The organism is Pseudomonas sp. NFACC42-2, assembly GCF_900116055.1.
Taxonomy (GTDB): Bacteria; Pseudomonadota; Gammaproteobacteria; order Pseudomonadales; family Pseudomonadaceae; genus Aquipseudomonas; species Aquipseudomonas marginalis.
The window spans coordinates 227,497-248,033 of the sequence record NZ_FOZO01000001.1 but is presented as its reverse complement, the minus strand read 5'-3'; the positions used below and the strand labels follow the sequence as shown (position 1 = coordinate 248,033).

Below are 20,537 nucleotides of genomic sequence, written 5' to 3'. Positions count from 1 at the left end.
CTAGAACGCATTCCTGGCGGGTTTGTTGTAGTAGCTGAGCAGGGCGTCGTAGCAACGGGTGATGAGGTAGTAGTCATCACTCAGTTGCTGCGGCGAGGCGTGTTCCCGCCAGTCCCGATGCAGGGTACGCAACGCCTGGAGGTACGCGTCGGCTGACGAGCGGGTGGCATACCAGAGGTGAGTAGCCTCATCCTCCCGTTTGCTGCGCGGCATTTTAACCAGGAAGGCCTTGCTGGCATCGCTGGCCTGTTGCAGCGTCTCGGTCAAACTGAGCAGTTGCTGGGGCGTCAGGCTGGCGTCGCGTACGCCCTGGTCAATCTGGTTCATCGCCTGGCGGGCCGCGATCATATGGTTGAGCAGGTGCCAATGCAGGTCCCGGCCGAAGCGCGATTCGAGTCGCGCCAGTTGTACCGGCCGCAGATGGATGTCTTCGTTTTCCAACTGTGTGCGTAACTCGGCGGATGCCCTCAGGTATTCTTCGCCCCGCTGAGCCAGTTTCCCTTCCAGACTCTTGTTCATGGCCTGCGCCACAAACTGGCGCATGTTCGACGGCATACCTTCGGTTTGTATCGGGTCAACCATGTCTGCCAGCGAGGTGAATTTATTCAGCTTGTCGGCATACACCGTGGCGAGAGTACCGAGGTGGCTTCCGGGCTGCTGGCGCTCCAGTTTGAGTGTGTACAACTGCGAACAGACCGCCGCTTGGATAAGGCGCGGTTCAGGCTCATCACGGTCGCCAAATTTATCCTGGGTGGGTGCTTCGGGCTGTGTCGAACGCATACGGTAGTACGCCAGGCGCGTATCGCGATCAATGCGGTTCACGCAGTCAATGATCGGCGCCAGTGCGCTGGCCGTTGCGGTGGAAGGGCTGTCCCGTTGGTCGAGCCATAATTGCACGCGTTGCAGGGGTTTGGTGGCGCCGGCCACACCGAGCAATCCCAGGCCCAATACCAGGCTGATGGGTAACAACCATTTCGGATTCATTGCGCGGCCTCCTGGCCATACCACTGTGCCTGGGTGGCGGGCGCCTGACAGTCGGGGGCGCTGCGAGGCATGCGGCTGCACAGGCGTTCGGGCCACTGTTGCAGGCCCTGGTTACGGGTTACGTGTTGCTGGTTGTCGAGCACCGTCAAGCCGGCGTACAGCACAATCCCACTGGTGACCAACAGCACCATGCCCAGGGCCGTCCAGCGTGGGTGGCGGGCGGTCCAGGGGGTGTGGCTGTTCATGAAGGGCCGCTTGATCACGCCGATAACCGCCAGGGTCGCGACCAGCGCCAGGCTGGCAAACGGGCCGAACGCGTAACCCAGCGCTGCGGCAAGGACCAGCCCTGGCAGCAGGTCCCGTATCGGCAACAACGGCAGGTGAGTAGGGCTGAACCAGCGCGGCAGGCGCTCACTGAGTCGTTCATCGAGCACGCGGTACTGATGAGCCAGCGGGCGCCAGACCTGCCAAGCCAATCCGGCACCTATCACGGCGCCCAATGACCACAGCAGGCCGTAGCCCAAGGTCGGCAGCACATTGCCGGCCAGGGGCTCGGCATTCACCAGCACGCCCACCAGGCAGCTCAACACCAGTGCGACAATCCAGGGCCAGGTGTCCATGGCCGTGTCCCACCCTTGCCAGAAATACACGGTACCGCCGGGCATCGCTTCGGCTTCGGCCACATGGTCGGCGTAGATATCTGCGCTGAGTGCCTGGCAGGCTTTCCAGTCATGTTCATCGAAGCGTTGGGCGAAGGCACGGCGCTGCCCCAGGCTCATCGGAGCCAATAGCAGCCGGGCGGCACGTTGTTGCGGGCTGTTGGGCGCTTCGGTGGCCAGTGCCCGTTGGCGTGCCATGAAGACCGGGCCTTGCTGGCGTTGCAACAGCCGCGCCCAATCCCCAGCCGGGCAGTCATGACCGGCGCCGCCATGCCAGTGCTGGCCGGCACACACCGCGTCGAACACTGCGCTCGACCAGTAGTGACTCTGTGCAAGCAGGCGGGCCAGCCATTGGTTGAACCACTCGGCATGGGGATGATTATTCACCCAGGGATGTTCGGAACGTGCGGCATAGGCAGCCAGGAACGCGGCCTCGTCCTTTTGCTCAAGGGCCTGGCGCAATGGCTGCTGCAAGGCGCTGCGGTGCTTGCGCTCGAGTCTTTCGATCAGCTCGCCGGGCAACTCCAGGCGCTGCCAGGCCGTCAGCCAGTTAAAGGTTTCAAACGCCCAGCGGGTGTCTTCGGGGTTGAGATGCCCCTCGATGTCGCGCAACAACAGCTGGATTTCAAAGTGCAGCGCATTGCCATGGGCCATGGCCGTTTGGTAGTGGTCGGCCAGGCTGTCGCCCTGGATGTCGATGACCACTTCGTCAGCTTCCTGCTGCCCCTGGCGCCACGCCAGCGCGGCCTCATAGGCTTCGCGCAGGCGCTGGAAACCCTCGGGATCATCATCCGGCCGGGTTTTCTTCAGCAGGGCCGCGTATTGGCGCTTTATCGTGCGGCTATCGACATCCGGCGCCAGGCCAAGGACATTCCAGCAAGTCATTTAAGCGGTGTCAGCGGCGGCAGCTTCCACTGGCGATTGCCCACCTCAGGCGTGGGCAGGTAAATCCGCAGGATTGCGTAGAACGGACCGGGTGGGGCCGGCAACCAGTTGCTCTGCTCGGCTTTTGGCGGCTCGTGGTGCTGCAGGGCCAGGGTCAGGCCGCCATCGGCGTCGCGCTTGAGGCCGGACAGCATGTGCGAGTTGATCAGGTAGCGTTTCTTGTGGTTGGGCACCAGCTGCTTGGTCTTGGCGTCATACATGGTCAGCGACCAGAACGCATCGGCCGGTGGCAACTGGTCCTTGGCGAAGTGCACGGTGTAGCTGTGGCGTGCGCCGTTGGCAGGCTTGCCCTCGCTGTCGATGACGTAGCTCAGGTACGCGACCTCATCGCCGGAGTTACCGAAAATCCCCATGTCCGCACCGGCGTAGCGGTACAGGTAGTTGTTGTTCAGGTGGTCGCGGCTGCCGTACAAATCGGCACTGGAGACCTGATGCGTGTCGATCTTGTCCTTTTTGAACGCGGCAAACTCGGCGCGGGCATCGGAGATACCGTCTTCCAGGGCCTTGCGCTGTTCAGCGGTCAACGCCTTGACCTTGAAGGGCGCGCCTGGGGCGATACCGATCTTGGCGAAGCGCGCCAGCAGGTCTTTCTCGCTGTCCTGGGGCGCGGCGAAGGCCAGCATGAAGTTCAGGTAGCGAAACAGCTGCGGGCCTTCGGTCATGGTCGCCATGGGCTTGGGCCACTCCACTTTTGGAGCCTTGGCCGGCGCAGCTTGCTTCACGTAGCTGCTCAGTGACTGCACCTTGTAGCCGTTCTGGACCTGCTTGACCTTGTTCAGGTCCTTCTCGTCGAACAACTGCGTACGGTAGAGAGCGTAGGCGATGTTGCTTTCGCTGTAGACCACGCGGTCCACGTTGACCGGCTGCTGACCTTTCCAGTCAGGGCCGGCGATCATGTAGTGGCCGCCGTTGTTGCCGGTGCTGCGGGTGCCCAGATAGGCGATGTTCTGTGTGTAGAGATCGATCAACTGCACCGAGTAATAACGGTTGTCTTCGATCCTGGGCAGTGTCAGGACCTGGGGCTCGCTGCGCAGGTCCAGCCAGATGAAGGAGTAGGGCGTGTCCAGGTTCGGGGTGGCGAAGGCGGTGTCCTTGGGGGTGACGATCTGGGCAGTGTTGCCGATGTGGTTGAACGGTGCCTTGAAGTTGGCACCGCCCTTGTCGACGGCCTGGGTGTAGAGCGTCTTGTACATTTCCACCACCGGGTAGCCATACAGGTAGGCTTCCTTGGCAATGGCCCGCGCTTCGCTGGGGGTGGCGGTAAAGTCGGCCCAGGCGCCGGTACTCATGAGTATCGAGAGGCTCGCCAACAGCAGGCGCGTCGGTTTTCCAATCATGTTGTCGCGTCCTTCCAAAGTGCGTTTGACTGACGGGGAATAAAGGCGATGAGTTTCCTGTTTTATTTCCCGAACGTCACGTTAATCCCTGCGAATTATGCGAACTCATCAATGCCGATCCGTACGGCGGCTTGAACCTGTGGGTAAAGGCGCACAAATAGCCGCCTCGATGGGCGGCACTGTGTAAAAGAGGGGGGGGTCAGGCGGCAGGCAGCATCGATTTGACTTTGTCGCGCAATTGATCGATGGAGAATGGCTTGGCGATCACCTGCATGCCGGCAGGTACATCGATGTTCTCGGCATAGCCGCTGGCAAACAGGATCGGCAGGGTGGGCCGCACTTCACGCACCTTGGCTGCCAATTGCTTACCGTCCATATCCGGCAGCCCGACGTCGGTCATCATCAGGTCGATGTGCTGCGCGGCATTTTCGACAATCTTCAAGGCTTCTTCAGCGTCGGCAGCTTCAAGCACCAGGAACTCCAACTCTTCGAGCACATCAACGATCAGCATGCGCACGATGGCATCGTCTTCGACGACAAGGAGGGTGGAGGGGGCTGCGGACATAATGAGGGTTCCCGAAAAAATGGAGGTGCAGGTCTTTAGCGGTTGAAAGACCATTCTCTAATGAGTCGCGTCAATCTCGGCAAGTTCCCACAGCAGGCGAGTATTGTGACGGCAACGGGCCAGAATGTCCCGTTTGGGAAAGAGAAGCAGGGGCATTTTTTGTCTGGTTGAGCACGGGGCCCATCAGTGTTGGCCGAGCACCTGAGCCTCACGCCTTCAAACGAGGCGAGGAGGCTCAGCGGACTCAATGCCCGAAACCGTACTTCATAGCGGCGTAAAGACCAGATTCGCTACGGCCAAGTCGTCAACCTTGTCGTAAACCACGTCGAGAGAATGGAACTCACTGACGTTGTACTCGATCGTCCCGCGTTTTGTGCCATAGGGATTTCGTGTTGGGGCACTCAATCCGCTACTTAACACTTTATCCAATCCCTCTTGCATGGATTGCAATGTTTGAAACTTTACCAATCCCGCGTTTGGGTCGTAGAAAAACCAATCCGTAGTCCCATCCTTGACCCTGATGCCGGCAATTAATCCATGGTCTTTTTCACCGATTCTGAGTGTCTTCGATGTAGGGGAGTTGGTGAGATCTTCAATGATCTGCGCGACATTCAATTTCTTGAAGGGTTGATCTAAGTGATAACTTATCTTATTACCAACGACGTCCTGGAAAGACCTCAGCGTCTTGATGAATTTTTGCGATTGCTGCGTCAGCGGAGAGGCCGCTGCGCGGTAAAGATTCGTCAGGAATAGATCCTCCTTTCCTTGCTCGATAGCCATGGCCATCGTATTTGCCATTGCGGCGCATTCGCCGCGTGACGCGGGGTCGACATGGGCGAGGTAGTAATGCAGTGAGGCAGGAGTCAACTGCACACCCGGAGCCTTGACGTCGGCATTAAGCAGTTGAGAGGCGTACTTGGCTTCCTCAATTGCCTTTAATTTTATTTGCTTAGCGAGTATGCCAATCTCCTCCGCTGTCAGGCTTGGGTCGGAAATCAGCTGGATGAGACCTCTGCCGCTAATATTGGAATGGTAATTACGAAGTTTTGTCACTTCCCCATGGTCGTAGCCGCGATTAAAGTCGGAACGATTCTGCGGCTGTTGCGCCCGTTCCAGGTTTTGCTTGAACCCCTCATGATGAGGCCCGTTCAGAGGGGTAGCATCGTTGATAGTTGTCACCCTGCCATGAATGGGGGTGAAGTCTTGCAAGGGGGCGCCAAAGGGTTGCTGCTTGACCGCGTCGTAGGCATACCAGTTCCCGTCCCGGTGTACGGCGATCCCGTCGATATTACCCTCGGCAGCCTTGAACGATCCGATGGTTGCGGTGCCGTATTCCTTGTTTGCGGCCTTCAACAGGTCATAGCTTCCCGATGCGCCACGCACCTTGTTGATCAGTACCTGCCCGGAATCGCCGAGAAATTTTGCGCCGCGCGTGGCCAGCTTGGCGGCTCCCGTCGCCGCGCCCCTCACTCCGCTCAACGGGTTGAGCGAGCTGATAAGGCTACTGCCGATGACGCGACCCGCCTGCAATGCCTTTACGGTAGCGGACGCCGAGGATGCAGCCACCTTGGCGAGCTTTGCGGCAGCACCGTAACCCATGGTCAGCAGCCCGAGAGCATCCAGGCCGAGGTCGAAAAGCCCGGCTTCATAGTCACCGTCACGAAAGTTGACAATGGCCGATCTCAAGGGAATCAAGTTGAGAGAAAACTGCTTGAGTCGCTCATCACTTTCTTTCTGCTGATCGAGTGTCGTGCTTCCCCTGGCTTGCTGCCATTGGTTCCCGATACCAAGGTGCTCAAAAAAAGCGCCTGCCAGGTCGTGTGTTCGGGTAGAGGTGAAACTCGATGGGGGACGAGAAGGGTCTTCTGGCGGCTGTTCTCGCTCGAGCCGGTCCTGGTGCTCAGGGGCGAACTTTTCTACTTTGGTCGATATATTCGCGTCCCGCCATCCACCCCGCGTGATGGCTGCCTCACTCTGTCGCTTCACGATGCGTTTGTTCCGGACATCGATCTCATAAACATTGACCTGGGTTTCTCCGTCAACCTGCCTTTCGGTTCTTACCAGCAATTCATTGAGCCTGGATTGGAAGGTGGCCGGGTTTATGAAACCCCTGCCAATCTTGTATTGGTTGTATTGAAATAATTCGATTTTACCGAACTCCAGGTTTTCCCGATCTTCCAGTGGCAGCTCGGAAATCATGTGTTTTACCTGGGTCTGAATGCCTTCTTCGAGTGATTTGATCGCCGATTCGTATTGCTCTAGAAATATCCCATTGACGTTGAGCCGGGGTTGCTGATTGATCACATCGATCGGAAGGTCAGGGTCGTCGGTTTTCCAGTTGACGTTGATGCCCATCATGGCCATGTCCAGCATCGAGTGCTTGCCATCCAGTTGCTTGGCTTTGTCATCGGTGACGGTTGAGAGACTTTTCGACTCAAAGTCCGTGCGCTCACCAAAATGCTCCTTGAGTTTTTCCAGGGCGATGGCTTTTCTACTAGGAATCTCGGCAGTGATTAATTGGGAGGCCTTGATTCTGGCGCTTAACTGCTCATTGAACGCGGTCCGGATGCTGTCGACTTCCTCAGGGGTGTAGAGGGCATCGTCCTTCTTTTCGACCAGACCGTTGGACACGCCCCAATCCAGTAACAACGGCGTGATGGCGTGTTCCGCAGGACCATTCAAGGCTTGTGCGGCACTCATGACCTGGCCGTAGCTCATCTGCGATGCGGTCCCCGGCGCACTCGCTTCGACCTTGGCCACCGCAAGGCAGAAACTCACCCAGGCCTGGCTGCCGTTCACCAGCGAGTCGGGAATATCCTTGACCAGGAACTGGGGGGCTGTGCGTGACAGCAACAGGTGGGTGGCCAGCTTGGCCGTGGCCGGCGTGGCCCTGCCTTTAGTCACCAGATGTTTACTGAGCCCCTGGACGATGGCTGACGGTGGCAGGCCCCAATAGTCTTGATGGCCCAAGTCAAAGCCGGCGATTGAATTTCTCACAGGCAACACGACGGACTCACGATCGAGACCGATGTGAAGGGCGGCCAACACGTAATCGCTGATGCTGGTTGGCGTGGCGATACCATTCAGCCCGTCCTGGACCCCTTGCCCTATCTTCTGGGCCATGGGGGACTTGAGCAGGGTGTCCAGCGCCCTGGCCGGGTCTTGCAGTTCGACCTCCGAAAGAGCGCTGGCCTTGATAAGCGCACCCAGCGCCCCTTTGGCCAGCTCCGCCCGGAGTAAGGCGGGCTCGGTCCGGATATTGCCGCGCAGGATGCTGGACTCGACGATGACTCGTATCTTGTGCCGTTGTTCCTGGGTCAGGGGAAGGGGCCAGGATAAGCCCCCACCGAGATCACCCAGCAGCGGTTCCAGGGCTCGAGCGTTAGCGGCATCTGCCAAGTGAACCAGGTCAGCTCGGGTTTCAGGGATAGGTAAATCGTGATGCTTGATAAAGCTTTCCAGGCTGACAGTGGAGTCGCTGCCCGGCGCGCCGGACGCGTGAAAGGTCGAGTGTGGATCAATGATTGTTTGAGTGGTTTTCAAATGTGACAACACGGCTGCTGGAGTCGCGTCCTCTCCCAGGCTCTTCGTCGCCTCGGTGAGCTGGTGCGCGAGGTTTTTCCAGTTCCGTGCGTTTGCCTGTGCGCGTGCTTGGAGTGAAAGAGGCTGCGATTCATCCGAGGAGCGTCGCGCAGGTGTGGAAGTTGGGTCGCGGTGTATGGACAGGGTGTTACCGGGGGTGGCCTGCGACTGAGCAGGCGTCGATGCGATGGAGTGATCTATAACCTGGGGGCGTGGCTGGAGGCTCAATGAGGATGCCATCTTCATTACCTTTGGTGGTTGGTCCTCCCTGGACCTGCTTCAGACCTCCGTTGAGTGTCGGGAGCGCACCCAGGTGTTCCCCCGGCATTGGTTCCATAAATGTCGGGCATCGGCGGTGGCAAGTTTGGAATGTGAATGTGTTTAAACCTCAATACGCGTCAGAAACGTAGCCCTCTACCGGCACTTTGGGGCAAACTCCCGGTTTTTCCCTATTTGGCCAAGGCATGCCCATGACTCCCGCGTCGTCCGTCGATGAAAAGAGCTTTCGTACACTGCTCAGCCGAAACGTGGCATTGCCCCTGGGTGTGGGCGTGCTCAGCGCGGTGTTTTTCGTCTGTCTGATCACCTATTTGCTCTCGGTGATCCAGTGGGTGGAGCACACTGACCGGGTCATCAACAACCTCAACGAGTCGTCCAAGCTGACCGTCGATCTTGAAACCGGCATGCGTGGCTTCCTGATCACCGGGGACGAGCACTTCCTCGACCCTTACGAAGTGGCCAAGCCGCGCATCATTGCCGACCTGCGTAACCTGCAGGAACTGGTGGCGGACAACCCGCAACAGGTGGACCGTCTGAAACGCCTGGAAGCCCTGCAAGCCGAATGGAACAAATACGCCCAGTCGATGATCGACCTGCAGCGCGAAAGCGGTGACTACCGCAACGCCGTCAAGTCCGGCCGGGGCAAGCGCCTGACCGACGAAATTCGCAAGGAATACGAAGACGCGGTGGCGATGGAGCAGCAGTTCCGGATCACTCGCAATGAACAAGTCACGCGCACCACGGTGATCAGCGTCACCCTCTATCTGTTGTTCGTTCTCGGCCTGAGCGGGATCCTGGCCTACATGGGTAGAAAAAACTTGCTTTCTCTTTCAGAAAGTTACAGCGCAAACCTCGCGTCACAACAGAAGATCGCGCAGCGTCTGGAGCGGCAGGCCTGGCTGCGTAACGGCCAGACCGAACTGGCCGAACAGGTGCTCGGTCAACTCACTCTGAACATGCTCGGACGCAATATCCTGCAGTTCTTTGCCCAATACATGGGCTCGGCGGTGGCGGCGCTGTATGTCCGTGAAGAGCATGGCGGCCTCAAGCGTGTGGCCACCTATGGCTTCTCCCGCGAGCAGGAACAGCTGGAGCAGTCGATCTACAGCGATGAGGGCATCGTTGGGCAGGCCGCCCAGCTCGATCGCCTGATTCGCCTGGACGACGTGCCGGTGGACTACTTCAAGGTCAGCTCCGGCCTGGGCGAAGGCACGACCCGTAGCGTGCTGGTGGTTCCCACCAGCGATGACGACCGTGTCAACGGTGTGATCGAACTGGGCTTTTTGCGCCCGCTGGAGGAGCGCGACGTCGAACTGCTGGAGCTGATCGCCGGCAATATCGGCACCTCCATCGAGGCCGCCCGTTATCGCCAACGCCTGCAGGAAGTGCTGGCCGAAACCCAGCAGCTGAACGAAGAACTGCAGGTACAGCAGGAAGAACTCAAGACCGCCAACGAAGAACTCGAAGAACAGTCGCGCATTCTCAAGGAGTCCCAGGCTCACCTGGAAACCCAGCAGGCAGAGCTGGAGCAGACCAACGAGCAACTGGCCGAACAGACCCAGACCCTTGCCGAACAGCGCGACGCCATGGACCGCAAGAACGTCGAGCTCAACCAGGCCCAGCTGGAGCTGGAAGATCGCGCCGATGAATTGCAGCGCTCCAGCAAGTACAAGTCCGAATTCCTCGCCAATATGTCCCACGAACTGCGCACGCCGCTGAACAGTTCGTTGATCCTGGCCAAGTTGCTGGCGGAAAACCCCCAGGAAAACCTCAGCGCCGAACAGGTCAAGTTTGCCGAATCGATCTATTCGGCGGGCAATGACCTGCTCAACCTGATCAACGACATCCTGGATATTTCCAAGGTGGAAGCCGGCAAGCTGGAAGTGCGCCCGGAAAACTCAAGCGTCACACGCCTGGTCGATGGCCTGCGCGGGATGTTCGAGCCGTTGGCCGCCGACCGTAAGCTGGGGTTCCAGGTACAGGTGCAGGCCGATGCACCGATCATGCTGTTCACCGACCGCCAGCGCCTGGAGCAGATCCTCAAGAACCTGCTCTCCAACGCGATCAAGTTCACCGAGCAAGGCGAGGTCAGCCTGTCGGTGTCCCGCGCGCCTGGGGAAGGCATCGCCTTTACCGTGCGCGATTCGGGCATCGGGATTGCCCCGGACCAGCAGGAAAGCATCTTCGAGGCGTTCCGCCAGGCCGATGGCACCACCAACCGCCGTTACGGCGGCACGGGCCTGGGCCTGTCGATTTCCCGCGACCTGGCCGCGTTGCTTGGCGGCTATATCAGCGTGACCAGTGAGCCCGGCAAAGGCAGCACCTTCACCCTGGTGTTGCCGGAGCAGTATGTCGAGCGCGAGGAAGATGCCGCGCCAATCGAGCCGCCGCGCCAGGTGATTACCGCACCCGCACCCACGCCCATCGCAATTTCGCCGCTGCCGGTGGCCGACACCAAGCAGATCCCGCGCTTCGCCGATGACCGCGACAAGGCGCCGTTCACCACCCGCTGCATCCTGGTGGTGGAGGACGAACCGAACTTTGCCCGCATCCTGTTCGACCTGGCCCATGAGTTGGGTTACCAGTGCCTGGTGGCCCACGGCGCGGACGAGGGCTACAGCCTGGCCGAGGAGTACATTCCCGATGCGATCCTGCTGGACATGCGCCTGCCGGACCATTCCGGGCTCACTGTCCTGCAACGCCTCAAGGAGCACGCCAACACGCGCCATATCCCGGTGCACGTGATTTCCGTGGAAGACCGCGTCGAAGCCGCCATGCACATGGGCGCCATCGGCTATGCGGTAAAACCGACGACGCGCGAAGAGCTCAAGGACGTGTTTGCGCGCCTTGAGGCCAAGCTGACCCAGAAGGTCAAGCGCGTGCTGCTGGTAGAGGACGATGACCTGCAGCGCGACAGCATTGCCCGCCTGATCGGCGACGATGACATCGAAATCACCGATGTCGGCTACGCCCAGGCCGCCCTGGAGCTGCTGCGCACCAACGTCTATGACTGCATGATCATCGACCTCAAGCTGCCGGACATGCTGGGCAACGAGTTGCTCAAGCGCATGGCCACCGAAGATATCTGCTCGTTCCCGCCGGTAATCGTCTACACCGGGCGCAACCTGACCCGCGATGAAGAGGCCGAACTGCGCAAGTATTCGCGCTCGATCATCATCAAGGGCGCCCGTTCGCCAGAGCGCCTGCTCGACGAAGTCACACTCTTTCTGCACAAAGTCGAATCCCAGCTGTCCCATGACCGCCAGAAGATGCTCAAGACCGCCCGCAGCCGCGACAAGGTCTTCGAGGGGCGCAAGATCCTGTTGGTGGACGACGATGTGCGTAACATCTTCGCCCTGACCAGCGCCCTGGAGCACAAAGGTGCCGTGGTAGTGATCGGGCGTAACGGCCGCGAAGCCATCGAGAGACTCAATGAAGTCGACGATATCGACCTGGTGCTGATGGACGTGATGATGCCGGAGATGGACGGCTACGAGGCCACCGCCTTGATCCGCCAGGACCCGCGCTGGAAGAAACTGCCGATCATCGCGGTGACGGCCAAGGCCATGAAAGACGACCAGGAACGCTGCCTCGCGGCGGGTTCCAACGATTACCTGGCCAAGCCGATCGACCTGGATCGCCTGTTCTCGCTGATTCGCGTGTGGCTACCGAAGATGGAACGCATTTAAGTGGAGCAACGTTTTTTGGAGAAGAGCAGCGATATTGAGCTGCGCCTGTTGATCGAGGCGATTTACCTCAAGTACAGCTACGACTTTCGCGACTACTCCGGCGCGTCGGTCAAGCGCCGCGTGGCCCATGCCTTGCGCCAGTTCGACTGCGCCACGATTTCGGCACTGCAGGAGCGGGTGCTGCACGACCCGGCGGCGTTCATGCAGTTGCTGCAGTTCCTGACGATCCCGGTGAGCGAGATGTTTCGCGACCCGTCGCACTTCCTGGCCATTCGCCAGGAAGTGGTGCCGCTGCTCAAGACCTACCCGTCGATCAAGATCTGGATTGCCGGCTGCAGCACGGGGGAGGAGGTGTACTCCATGGCCATCCTGTTGCGTGAGGAAGGGCTGCTGGAACGCACGATCATCTATGCCACCGATATCAACCCCGCGTCCCTGGATAAAGCCAAGCAAGGCATCTTCTCCCTGGAGAACGTGCGGGCCTACACGGCCAATTATCAGCAGGCCGGGGGGCAGCGATCATTTGCCGACTACTACACGGCGGCTTACGATTACGCGATCTTCGACAAATCGTTGCGGGAGAATGTGACCTTCGCCGACCACAGCCTGGCGACCGACAGTGTTTTCTCGGAAACTCAATTAATTTCATGTCGTAACGTGCTGATCTACTTCAATAAAAAATTGCAGGATCGAGCGTTTGGATTGTTTCATGAGTCGCTGTGCCATCGCGGCTTCCTGGTGCTGGGCAGCAAGGAAACCTTGGAGTTTTCGGGGTACAGCAAGCAATTCGAACCCTTGGTCAAGCAGGAACGGATCTACCGCAAATCATGAACGACGTTGCCGCCAACCCGATTCGCGGGATTGAAGCCATCGTCGTCGGCGCCTCCGCCGGCGGCGTCGAGGCGTTGCTGGGTATTTTCAGCGAGCTGCCCGAGACCTTCGGCCTGCCGATCATTGCCGTATTGCACCTGCCGGATGAGCGCCGCAGCCAACTGGCGGAAGTCTTTGCGCGACGCCTGCCGATTCCGGTAAGGGAAGGGCAGGATAAGGAAGCGATCCAGGCGGGCACGTTGTATTTCGCCGGGCCCGGTTATCACCTTTCGATCGAGCATGACCGCAGCCTGTCCCTCAGCCAGGAAGAGCGGGTACACCATTCCCGGCCGGCGATCGACTACCTGTTTGCCTCCGCCGCCGATGCCTATGGCAAGGGCCTGCTGGCGATTTTGCTGACAGGGGCCAACCAGGACGGCGCCCACGGGCTGGCCCATGTCAAGCATTCGGGCGGCACCACGGTGGTCCAGGACCCCAGCGAAGCACGGATTGCCGTGATGCCGCGGGCGGCCCTGGCCCTGCACACCCCTGACCATATTCTGACCCTGAGCCGCATTGCCGCATTGCTGGCTTCCCTGGAATCCTCCCCATGTTAAGTACTGTCCAGGCCAAACTGCTGATCGTCGACGATCTGCCGGAAAACCTGCTGGCCCTCGAAGCGTTGATCAAGCGCGAGGATCGCCAGGTCTTCAAGGCACTGAGCGCCGACGAGGCCTTGTCCCTGTTGCTGGAGCACGAGTTCGCCATGGCGATTCTCGATGTGCAGATGCCCGGCATGAACGGGTTCGAGCTGGCCGAGCTGATGCGCGGCACCGAGAAAACCAAGAACATCCCGATTGTGTTCGTCAGCGCCGCCGGTCGTGAACTCAACTATGCGTTCAAGGGCTATGAAAGTGGCGCCGTGGACTTCCTGCACAAGCCGCTGGATATCCACGCGGTCAAGAGCAAGGTCAATGTGTTTGTCGACCTGTACCGCCAGAGCAAGGCGATGAAGCAGCAAGTCGAAGCCCTGGAGCGCAGCCGCCGCGAGCAGGAGCTGTTGCTCACGCGCCTGCAGGCCACCCAGGCCGAGCTGGAGCAGGCAGTGCGCATGCGCGACGACTTCATGTCGATCGTCGCCCACGAGGTGCGTACGCCCCTTAACGGCCTGATCCTCGAAACCCAGCTGCGCAAGATGCACCTGGCCCGGGATAACGCCGCCGCGTTCACTCTGGACAAGATGCACGCCATGGTCGACCGCGATGAGCGCCAGATCCAGAGCCTGATCCGCCTGATCGAAGACATGCTCGACGTCTCGCGTATCCGCACCGGCAAATTGTCGATACGCCCGGGGCGCTTCGACCTGGCGCAATTGGTGAGCAACCTGGTGGAGAATTTCGCACCGCAGGTAGCCGCCGCCGAATCGTCGATGCACCTGGCGGCCGAGGGGCCGGTGGTGGGCAATTGGGATGAGTTTCGTATCGAACAGGTGGTCACCAACCTGCTGACCAACGCCCTGCGCTACGGGGCCAAGAGCCCGGTGGAGGTGCGCGTGTATACCGAGCATGGCGAAGCCAGGGTAGAAGTGCGTGACCACGGGATCGGCATCAGCGAAGAGAACCAGAAGCGTATTTTCCAGCAGTTCGAACGGGTGTCAGCCAGCCAGGTTGCCGCGGGACTGGGCCTTGGGTTGTTTATTTCCGAACAGATCGTGGCCGCCCATGGCGGCACCATCGAGGTCGAGAGCCAGATAGGCCAGGGCGCCTTGTTCCGGGTGTGCCTGCCCCTTGAACCGTCGGCATGAAATCAATCGTCACCCCGACGCAACCTCTACGTGACCCCATGGTCGTAATTGCAGCAATTGACCGGACAAAGGCTTCCCATGAGTGAAGATGCACAAGATGTCGTACTGATCGTCGAGGACGACGAATCCATTATGTTTGTGCTGGGTGAGTACCTGGCCGGCCTGGGGTATCGGGTATTGAAGGCGATCAACGGGGAGCAGGCCTTTGAAATCCTCGCCACCAAGCCGCACTTGGACCTGATGGTCACCGACTACCGTTTGCCCGGTGGGATTTCCGGCGTGCAGATCGCTGAGCCGGCCATCAAGTTGCGCCCGGAATTGAAAGTGATCTTTATCAGCGGCTACCCCCAGGAAATTCTCGACTGCAACAGCCCGATCACGCGCAATGCGCCGATCCTGGCCAAGCCGTTTGACCTGGATACCTTGCAGGAGCATATACAGCGTTTGTTGGCCTGAAGGGCCAAGTGGTGAATCAGGCTCTTCCTGAGCCTGAATGACACTGCTTGGCTAATGGCCATTTACGCCCGAATCATCTCCCGTACCTTCGCCGTCAACAAATCAAAGGTAAACGGCTTGGTGATCAACTGCATCCCCGGATCCAGGAACCCACCACGCACCGCCGCATGCTCGGCATATCCGGTAATGAACAGCACCTTCAGGTCCGGACGAACCTGCCGGCCTATCTCTGCCAGTTGGCGTCCATTCATGCCGGGCAAGCCGACGTCGCTGATCATCAGGTCAATGCGCTGGCTGGATTCGATAATCGGCAGTGCGCCATCGGCATCGCCCGCTTCGACAAAGGCGTAGCCCAGCTCACTCAATACCTGGCTGACCAGCACGCGCACCGCCGGGTCGTCCTCGACGATCAGCACGGTTTCCCCGCTGTTGGCGATTGGCAACAGGGCAGGGTCCACGGTCACATCGGGAGTGATTTCGCCGACGAAACGCGGCAGGAACAGGCTCACCGTGGTGCCTTTGCCTACCTCGCTGTGGAGAGTCACATGCCCGCGCGACTGGCGCGCGAAACCGTAGATCATCGACAAGCCCAGGCCGGTGCCCTGGCCAATGGGCTTGGTGGTGAAGAAGGGGTCGAAGACCCGGCCCATGAGGCTTTCCGGAATACCGCAGCCGGTGTCGCTGACGCTCAATTCCACGTAGTCGCCGGGCTTGAGCGTGCCGTAGGCGGCCGTGAAGACGCTATCGAGGTGGCGGTTACAGGTTTCGACAACCAGGCGGCCCCCACTCGGCATGGCATCCCGGGCGTTGAGCGCCAGGTTGAGCAGGGCACTTTCCAGTTGATTGGGGTCGGCCTCGGCGGTCCACAACTGAGTGTCCAGGCGCATGTCCAAGGCGATGCTTTCGTTGAGGCTGCGTTGCAGCAGCTCGCCCATGGACGTCACCAGTTGGTTGATCTGTACCGGCTTGGAATCCAGCGACTGGCGCCGCGAGAACGCCAGCAGACGGTGGGTGAGGCCGGCGGCACGGTTGGCGGAGGTCACGCCGAGGTCGATCAGGCTGTCCAGATCGTCCAGCTTGCCGCGGGACACGCGCCTTCGCAGCAGCTCCAGGCTGCCGATAATGCCGGTGAGCATATTGTTGAAGTCGTGGGCGATACCGCCGGTCAACTGGCCGACGGCTTCCATCTTCTGGGATTGGCGCAAGGCTTCTTCATTGCTGCGCAACTGCGCCGTGCGTTCTTCGACTTGCTGCTCCAGCGTCTCGAGGGTGCGCTGCAGGCGCAGTTCGCTCTCGCTCAGGTCGATCAACCTGTCCCGTGCTTCATATTGCCGACGCCGTCCGCGCAGGGCGGCGCTCACCAGGCTGATCAACGTCACGGGGTGGAAGGGGCGCTCCAGGAACGTCACGTTGCCCAGCAAGCCGCTGAGATGGGATGAACCGTTCTGTTCGCTACCACCGTGATGGGTCATCAGCACGATGGGCAGGTCGGACCAGGCGGGCTGCTGGTGCAGGTATTCCAGCAGGGGCTCCAGGTCCGCGCCGCGCAGGGCTTCGGCTGCGATGATGAGCATGCCGGCGCCTTGCTCCACGGCCTCGCACAATGCGGGCAGGCTGCTGGCAATCACGCCGGTGTAGCCGGCTTCCTTGAGCATCATCAGCGCCAAAGAGCCATCACGGCCCATGGGCGCCAGGACGATTGCGCGTTCGGATACGGGTGAAAGGTCGGTCACACGGCCTCATCCTTGAGCAAAGGCGAACCGGCGCCCATGTAGGTCGGGATACCGCGCAAAACCCCTTGGAAATTGTCCAGCGGTTCGCCGACGGTCATGCCGCGGCTGCTGATACGGTATTCACGGATAGTCGACTCGTGGGCGCCGGTGCGTTTCTTGATAATCGAGATGGCGCGGCGCACCTTGCCCAATGCCTCGAAATAACGCAGCAGAATCACGGTGTCGGCCAGGTAAGTGATGTCGACAGGGGCCTGCATGTCGCCGACCAGTCCATGTTGCGCGACGGTCATGAACGTCGCCGCGCCACGGCGGTTGAGGTACAGCAGCAGTTCATGCATATGCAGGATCAGCGCGTTTTCTTCCGGCATCGCCGCTTGGTAGCCGTTGATACTGTCAATGACCACGGTCTTGATCCCGCGCTCGTCCACACAGCGGCGCACGCGGTGGGAAAACTCGCCGGGGGACAGTTCGGCCGCATCCACCTGTTCGATCAGCAGGTTGCCGGTGGCCTGCAGGGCGGCGAGGTCGATGCCCATATTGTTCATGCGCTCGAACAGCAAACCCAGTTCTTCATCGAAGATAAACAGCGCGGCCTTTTCGCCACGGCCTACCGCCGCTGCGGCGAAGATCATCGAGATCAGCGACTTGCCGGTACCGGCCGGGCCGAGAATCAGGCTGCTGGAGCCGGTCTCGACGCCGCCGCCCATCAGGGCATCCAGCTCGCGAATGCCGCTGCTCAAGGTCTGGCGTATGTAACCGCCACGATGCTCGGCGGCGACCAGGCGCGGAAAGACGTGAATGCCATCGTGCATGATGGTGAAGTCGTGAAACCCACCCCGATATTTCTGCCCGCGATATTTCACCACCCGCACGCGACGGCGTTCGGCGCCGTAGTTGGGGGTCAGTTCTTCCAGGCGAATCACCCCGTGGGCCACGCTGTGCACGGTTTTGTCGAGGGATTCGGTAGTCAGGTCGTCGAGCAGCAGCACGGTGGCGTCGTAGCGCACGAAATAATGCTTGATCGCCAGGATCTGGCGGCGATAGCGCAGCGAGCTTTGCGCGAGCAGGCGGATTTCCGAGAGGCTGTCGATGACCACTCGGGTCGGCTTGACCCGCTCCACCACTTCGAAGATCTGCCGGGTTGCTTCGCCCAGCTCCAGGTCCGAAGAGTACAGCAGGCTCTGCTGATGCTCGGCATCCAGCAGGCTCTCCGGCGGGGTCAGCTCGAAGATATGAATATTGTCGTCCAGGTCCCAACCGTGGGACTCGGCGCCCTGGCGCAACTCACGCTCGGTTTCGGACAGTGTGATGTAGAGCGTTCGCTCACCCGCTTTCGCCCCGGCCTGCAGGAAGTGCAGGGCGACCGTGGTTTTACCGGTGCCAGGTTCACCTTCCAGCAGGAACAGGTGGCTGCGCGATAGCCCTCCGGCAAGAATGTCGTCGAGACCTTCGATGCCGATGGCTGCTTTTTCGGTTAACAACGCTTTGGATGTAGACAAGAAGTGCCCTCAGGTCACATACGAGTAGAGGATGCGCATCCAGGTGGACGCGCCATGTTCTCTTGACCGTAGCGCTTTGTGGCGGTTCAAACTGATGCGCGATTATTGTGCCTACAGGCCTTGCTGCAGTGCCGGATCGTCAGGGTTTTGCTGTTCGAGTTGGGCGAGCAGCACCTGCACATTCTGCAATTGGCCGCTTTCTTTCCAATAATTGACCAGCAGCACCCGCGCCTTGCGATTGGCCGGGTGGCGCTGGACGATTTCCTCCAGCTGGCGCTGGGCCGCTTCCAATTCCTGCTGGGCATGCAGGGTCGTGGCGAGGTCGTAGCGGTAATCCTGATTGTCCGGTTCCAGCTCAACGGCCTTGGACAGGCCGAGCAGCGCATAGGGGCGCTCGCCATGGTGCAGCAGCCACATACCCAGGGCATGTTGCAGGTAGGCCGACTCAGGGTGCGCCGCCAATTGCCGGGCCAGCAATTGGCGGGATTCATCGGTCTTGCCCTGTTTATCCAGCAACTCGATCTGCGCGACCACCGCTTGCAGGTTGTCCGGCTGCAAGCGCATGGCCTGTTCCAAGGCGTTTTGCGCTTCCGGCAGCAGGGCGCTGTGAATGTACAGGCGCGCCAGTTGAATCCAGCCTTCGGCCGTTTCCGGCTGGGCCTTGAGCTTTTTCACGAACTCGTCCAATACCTGCTGCAATGGCCCGAAGTACAGGCCCAAGGTGTCGGGCGACAGGCCGAGCAGGGCATTGGCGGCGGCAAAGCGTACGCTTTGTTCGGGATCATCGAGCACCGGGCCGAGCAGCAGGGTGCGCTGGCCGCTGGGCACCAGGCCGACAATGCTGTGGATAGCCGCTTCGCGCACCAACGCGGAGTCGCTGGTGAGGTCTTTGTCGGCGAGCTTCAAGGCCTGGGGGCTGGGGTAGTTGGGCAATTCGGCATGCAGCGCAGCGCGGCGTTCGGGTGACAGGTCCGGCCGGCCCAGTTGCTGATACAGCACGCGCGCGGCGCCCGGCTCGCCGTTATGCGCCTGTTTCAAGGCTTTTGAGTAACCGTGGGCAATGGCAGGAGGCACGGCCACCTGGGTGGTGCGGGAGAAATACCAGGTGATCAGCACAATCAACAACAGGGCGCACAGGCCGACGATGGAGTAACGGCGTGACTTTGACATGCAGGCGTCCGAAAAGCTGAAGAAGCAAAGCCGCAAGCTTCGGCCAGACCACGGCAGGTGTCAAACCTGCGTCAGGTCAGCACGTATTCCACCGGCTCCAGGGGCGGCGGCAGGTCGGTTTCGCCGAGGGCGGCGAGCAGCTCACGCTCCAGGGTGCGCAGGATCGCATTGCAGGGCAGGTCGTTTTCGTCAAAGCCGAAAGGGTCTTCCAGGTCGTCGCCGATTTCATCGAGGCCGAAGAAGGTGTAGCTGACAATGGCGGTAAACACCGGCGTCAGCCAGCCCAGGGGTTCAGCCATGGCGAACGGCAAGAGGATGCAGAACAGGTAAATGGTGCGGTGCAACAGCAAGGTATAAGGGAAGGGCAGCGGCGTGCTTTTGATTCGCTCGCACGCGGCCTGTACCTGGCTGAGGCTGACCAGACGGGTTTCCAACTGGGTGTAACGCCATTCGCTGAGGGTGCCTTGCTCGGCCAAGGCGGAAAATCCCGCGCCAATCTGTTGCAGCACCCGGTCAGGCAGGTTGGGATGACTCGCTTCCACGCTGGCCCAGGGCTGGATCGCCCGGGCTTGGTCTTCGTGGCGCAAACGCGCGACCAGCCCGTGGGCGAAGCCGCCCAGGCCCCGTAGCAGGCGCCTACGCTCCGCCGGGTCGGTGAGCACCTGGGTCTCGCGAATCAGCGAGCGCACCTCGATGATCATCTGCCCCAGTTGCTTGCGGCCTTCCCACCAGCGGTCATAGCAGGCGTTATTGCGAAAACTCATGAAGATCGACAGCGACAGCCCGAGCAACGTAAAGGGCGTGGCGTTGACCTTGGAGAAATAGGCCGGGTGCAAGGTTTCCACCAACACGATCACCGACGCCAGCAGCGTGACCAGCAGGCTGCGCAGGGCGATGCGCTTGGCAATCGAGCCCTTGAGGGAAAACAGGATGCCCAGCAGGTTCGGTTTGGGACGTACGATCATCGCGGGGAGGACTTCTTCGGTGGCGCAGCCCCTCAGGTTAGGAGCTTGCACGGCGCACGT

At 60.3% G+C, this 20,537-nt stretch carries 14 protein-coding genes; 5 read left to right on the top strand and 9 right to left on the bottom strand.

Features of this window, described 5'->3' with window-relative positions; all coding sequences use genetic code 11:
• The 5 genes from BM416_RS01025 to BM416_RS01005 form a co-directional block, all read right to left on the bottom strand.
• On the bottom strand, positions 1-984 hold the full coding sequence (locus BM416_RS01025; protein ID WP_092484368.1) for a DUF3829 domain-containing protein: 984 nt from the start codon (positions 982-984) through the stop codon (positions 1-3).
• Entirely contained in the window at positions 981-2,528 is a 1,548-nt protein-coding gene (locus BM416_RS01020) for a J domain-containing protein (protein ID WP_092484365.1), read from the bottom strand. The genes BM416_RS01025 and BM416_RS01020 overlap by 4 nt, the downstream gene beginning before the upstream one ends.
• Positions 2,525-3,925 carry a DUF1254 domain-containing protein gene (locus tag BM416_RS01015; protein ID WP_092484362.1) on the bottom strand — a complete coding sequence of 467 codons (1,401 nt, stop codon included), beginning with the start codon at positions 3,923-3,925 and terminating at the stop codon, positions 2,525-2,527. The genes BM416_RS01020 and BM416_RS01015 overlap by 4 nt, the downstream gene beginning before the upstream one ends.
• Before the next feature lie 199 nt (positions 3,926-4,124).
• Positions 4,125-4,490 carry a response regulator gene (locus BM416_RS01010; RefSeq protein ID WP_065927512.1) on the bottom strand — a complete coding sequence of 122 codons (366 nt, stop codon included), beginning with the start codon at positions 4,488-4,490 and terminating at the stop codon, positions 4,125-4,127.
• 264 nt (positions 4,491-4,754) lie between these two features.
• Complete coding sequence (locus tag BM416_RS01005) at positions 4,755-8,312, bottom strand: hypothetical protein (RefSeq protein WP_139237722.1); 3,558 nt, start codon at positions 8,310-8,312, stop codon at positions 4,755-4,757.
• A 230-nt stretch (positions 8,313-8,542) separates the two neighbouring features.
• On the opposite strand from BM416_RS01005, the gene BM416_RS01000 reads away from it, so the two are divergent.
• The 5 genes from BM416_RS01000 to BM416_RS00980 all read left to right on the top strand — a co-directional run bounded on the left by BM416_RS01000 (position 8,543) and on the right by BM416_RS00980 (position 15,110).
• Positions 8,543-12,040, top strand: coding sequence for a response regulator (locus BM416_RS01000; RefSeq protein ID WP_092484357.1), 3,498 nt, complete (start codon positions 8,543-8,545; stop codon positions 12,038-12,040).
• The gene (locus BM416_RS00995) at positions 12,041-12,871 is read left to right on the top strand and encodes a CheR family methyltransferase (RefSeq protein ID WP_174557012.1); all 831 of its coding nucleotides are present in this window, start codon (positions 12,041-12,043) and stop codon (positions 12,869-12,871) included.
• Positions 12,868-13,467, top strand: coding sequence for a chemotaxis protein CheB (locus BM416_RS00990; protein ID WP_092484354.1), 600 nt, complete (start codon positions 12,868-12,870; stop codon positions 13,465-13,467). The genes BM416_RS00995 and BM416_RS00990 overlap by 4 nt, the downstream gene beginning before the upstream one ends.
• Positions 13,461-14,654 carry a hybrid sensor histidine kinase/response regulator gene (locus BM416_RS00985; RefSeq protein WP_027605877.1) on the top strand — a complete coding sequence of 398 codons (1,194 nt, stop codon included), beginning with the start codon at positions 13,461-13,463 and terminating at the stop codon, positions 14,652-14,654. Before BM416_RS00990 ends, BM416_RS00985 begins: the two co-directional genes overlap by 7 nt.
• Positions 14,655-14,732: 78 nt before the next feature.
• Positions 14,733-15,110: a response regulator gene (locus BM416_RS00980; RefSeq protein ID WP_027605876.1), complete on the top strand. Its 378-nt coding sequence runs from the start codon at positions 14,733-14,735 to the stop codon at positions 15,108-15,110.
• A gap of 62 nt (positions 15,111-15,172) precedes the next feature.
• Here BM416_RS00980 and BM416_RS00975 read toward each other — a convergent pair whose 3' ends face one another.
• The 4 genes from BM416_RS00975 to BM416_RS00960 all read right to left on the bottom strand — a co-directional run bounded on the left by BM416_RS00975 (position 15,173) and on the right by BM416_RS00960 (position 20,477).
• The gene (locus BM416_RS00975; protein ID WP_092484352.1) at positions 15,173-16,843 is read right to left on the bottom strand and encodes an ATP-binding protein; all 1,671 of its coding nucleotides are present in this window, start codon (positions 16,841-16,843) and stop codon (positions 15,173-15,175) included.
• Positions 16,840-18,342, bottom strand: coding sequence for an ATPase domain-containing protein (locus BM416_RS00970; RefSeq protein WP_065941535.1), 1,503 nt, complete (start codon positions 18,340-18,342; stop codon positions 16,840-16,842). The genes BM416_RS00975 and BM416_RS00970 overlap by 4 nt, the downstream gene beginning before the upstream one ends.
• A gap of 111 nt (positions 18,343-18,453) precedes the next feature.
• Positions 18,454-19,512: a tetratricopeptide repeat protein gene (locus BM416_RS00965; protein WP_092484349.1), complete on the bottom strand. Its 1,059-nt coding sequence runs from the start codon at positions 19,510-19,512 to the stop codon at positions 18,454-18,456.
• Between the two features lie 71 nt (positions 19,513-19,583).
• Positions 19,584-20,477 carry a bestrophin family protein gene (locus BM416_RS00960; protein ID WP_092484346.1) on the bottom strand — a complete coding sequence of 298 codons (894 nt, stop codon included), beginning with the start codon at positions 20,475-20,477 and terminating at the stop codon, positions 19,584-19,586.
• Positions 20,478-20,537: the final 60 nt, after the last annotated feature.

Excerpts from the sequence above, each read along its gene's own strand:
- BM416_RS00985 (WP_027605877.1), top strand. The coding sequence starts at position 13,461 with ATGTTAAGTACTGTCCAGGCCAAACTGCTGATCGTCGACGATCTGCCG.
- BM416_RS01025 (WP_092484368.1), bottom strand. The coding sequence starts at position 984 with ATGAATCCGAAATGGTTGTTACCCATCAGCCTGGTATTGGGCCTGGGA.
- BM416_RS00980 (WP_027605876.1), top strand. The coding sequence starts at position 14,733 with ATGAGTGAAGATGCACAAGATGTCGTACTGATCGTCGAGGACGACGAA.
- BM416_RS01020 (WP_092484365.1), bottom strand. The coding sequence starts at position 2,528 with ATGACTTGCTGGAATGTCCTTGGCCTGGCGCCGGATGTCGATAGCCGC.
- BM416_RS01005 (WP_139237722.1), bottom strand. The coding sequence starts at position 8,312 with ATGGCATCCTCATTGAGCCTCCAGCCACGCCCCCAGGTTATAGATCAC.
- BM416_RS00990 (WP_092484354.1), top strand. The coding sequence starts at position 12,868 with ATGAACGACGTTGCCGCCAACCCGATTCGCGGGATTGAAGCCATCGTC.
- BM416_RS01015 (WP_092484362.1), bottom strand. The coding sequence starts at position 3,925 with ATGATTGGAAAACCGACGCGCCTGCTGTTGGCGAGCCTCTCGATACTC.
- BM416_RS00965 (WP_092484349.1), bottom strand. The coding sequence starts at position 19,512 with ATGTCAAAGTCACGCCGTTACTCCATCGTCGGCCTGTGCGCCCTGTTG.
- BM416_RS00960 (WP_092484346.1), bottom strand. The coding sequence starts at position 20,477 with ATGATCGTACGTCCCAAACCGAACCTGCTGGGCATCCTGTTTTCCCTC.
- BM416_RS01010 (WP_065927512.1), bottom strand. The coding sequence starts at position 4,490 with ATGTCCGCAGCCCCCTCCACCCTCCTTGTCGTCGAAGACGATGCCATC.
- BM416_RS01000 (WP_092484357.1), top strand. The coding sequence starts at position 8,543 with ATGACTCCCGCGTCGTCCGTCGATGAAAAGAGCTTTCGTACACTGCTC.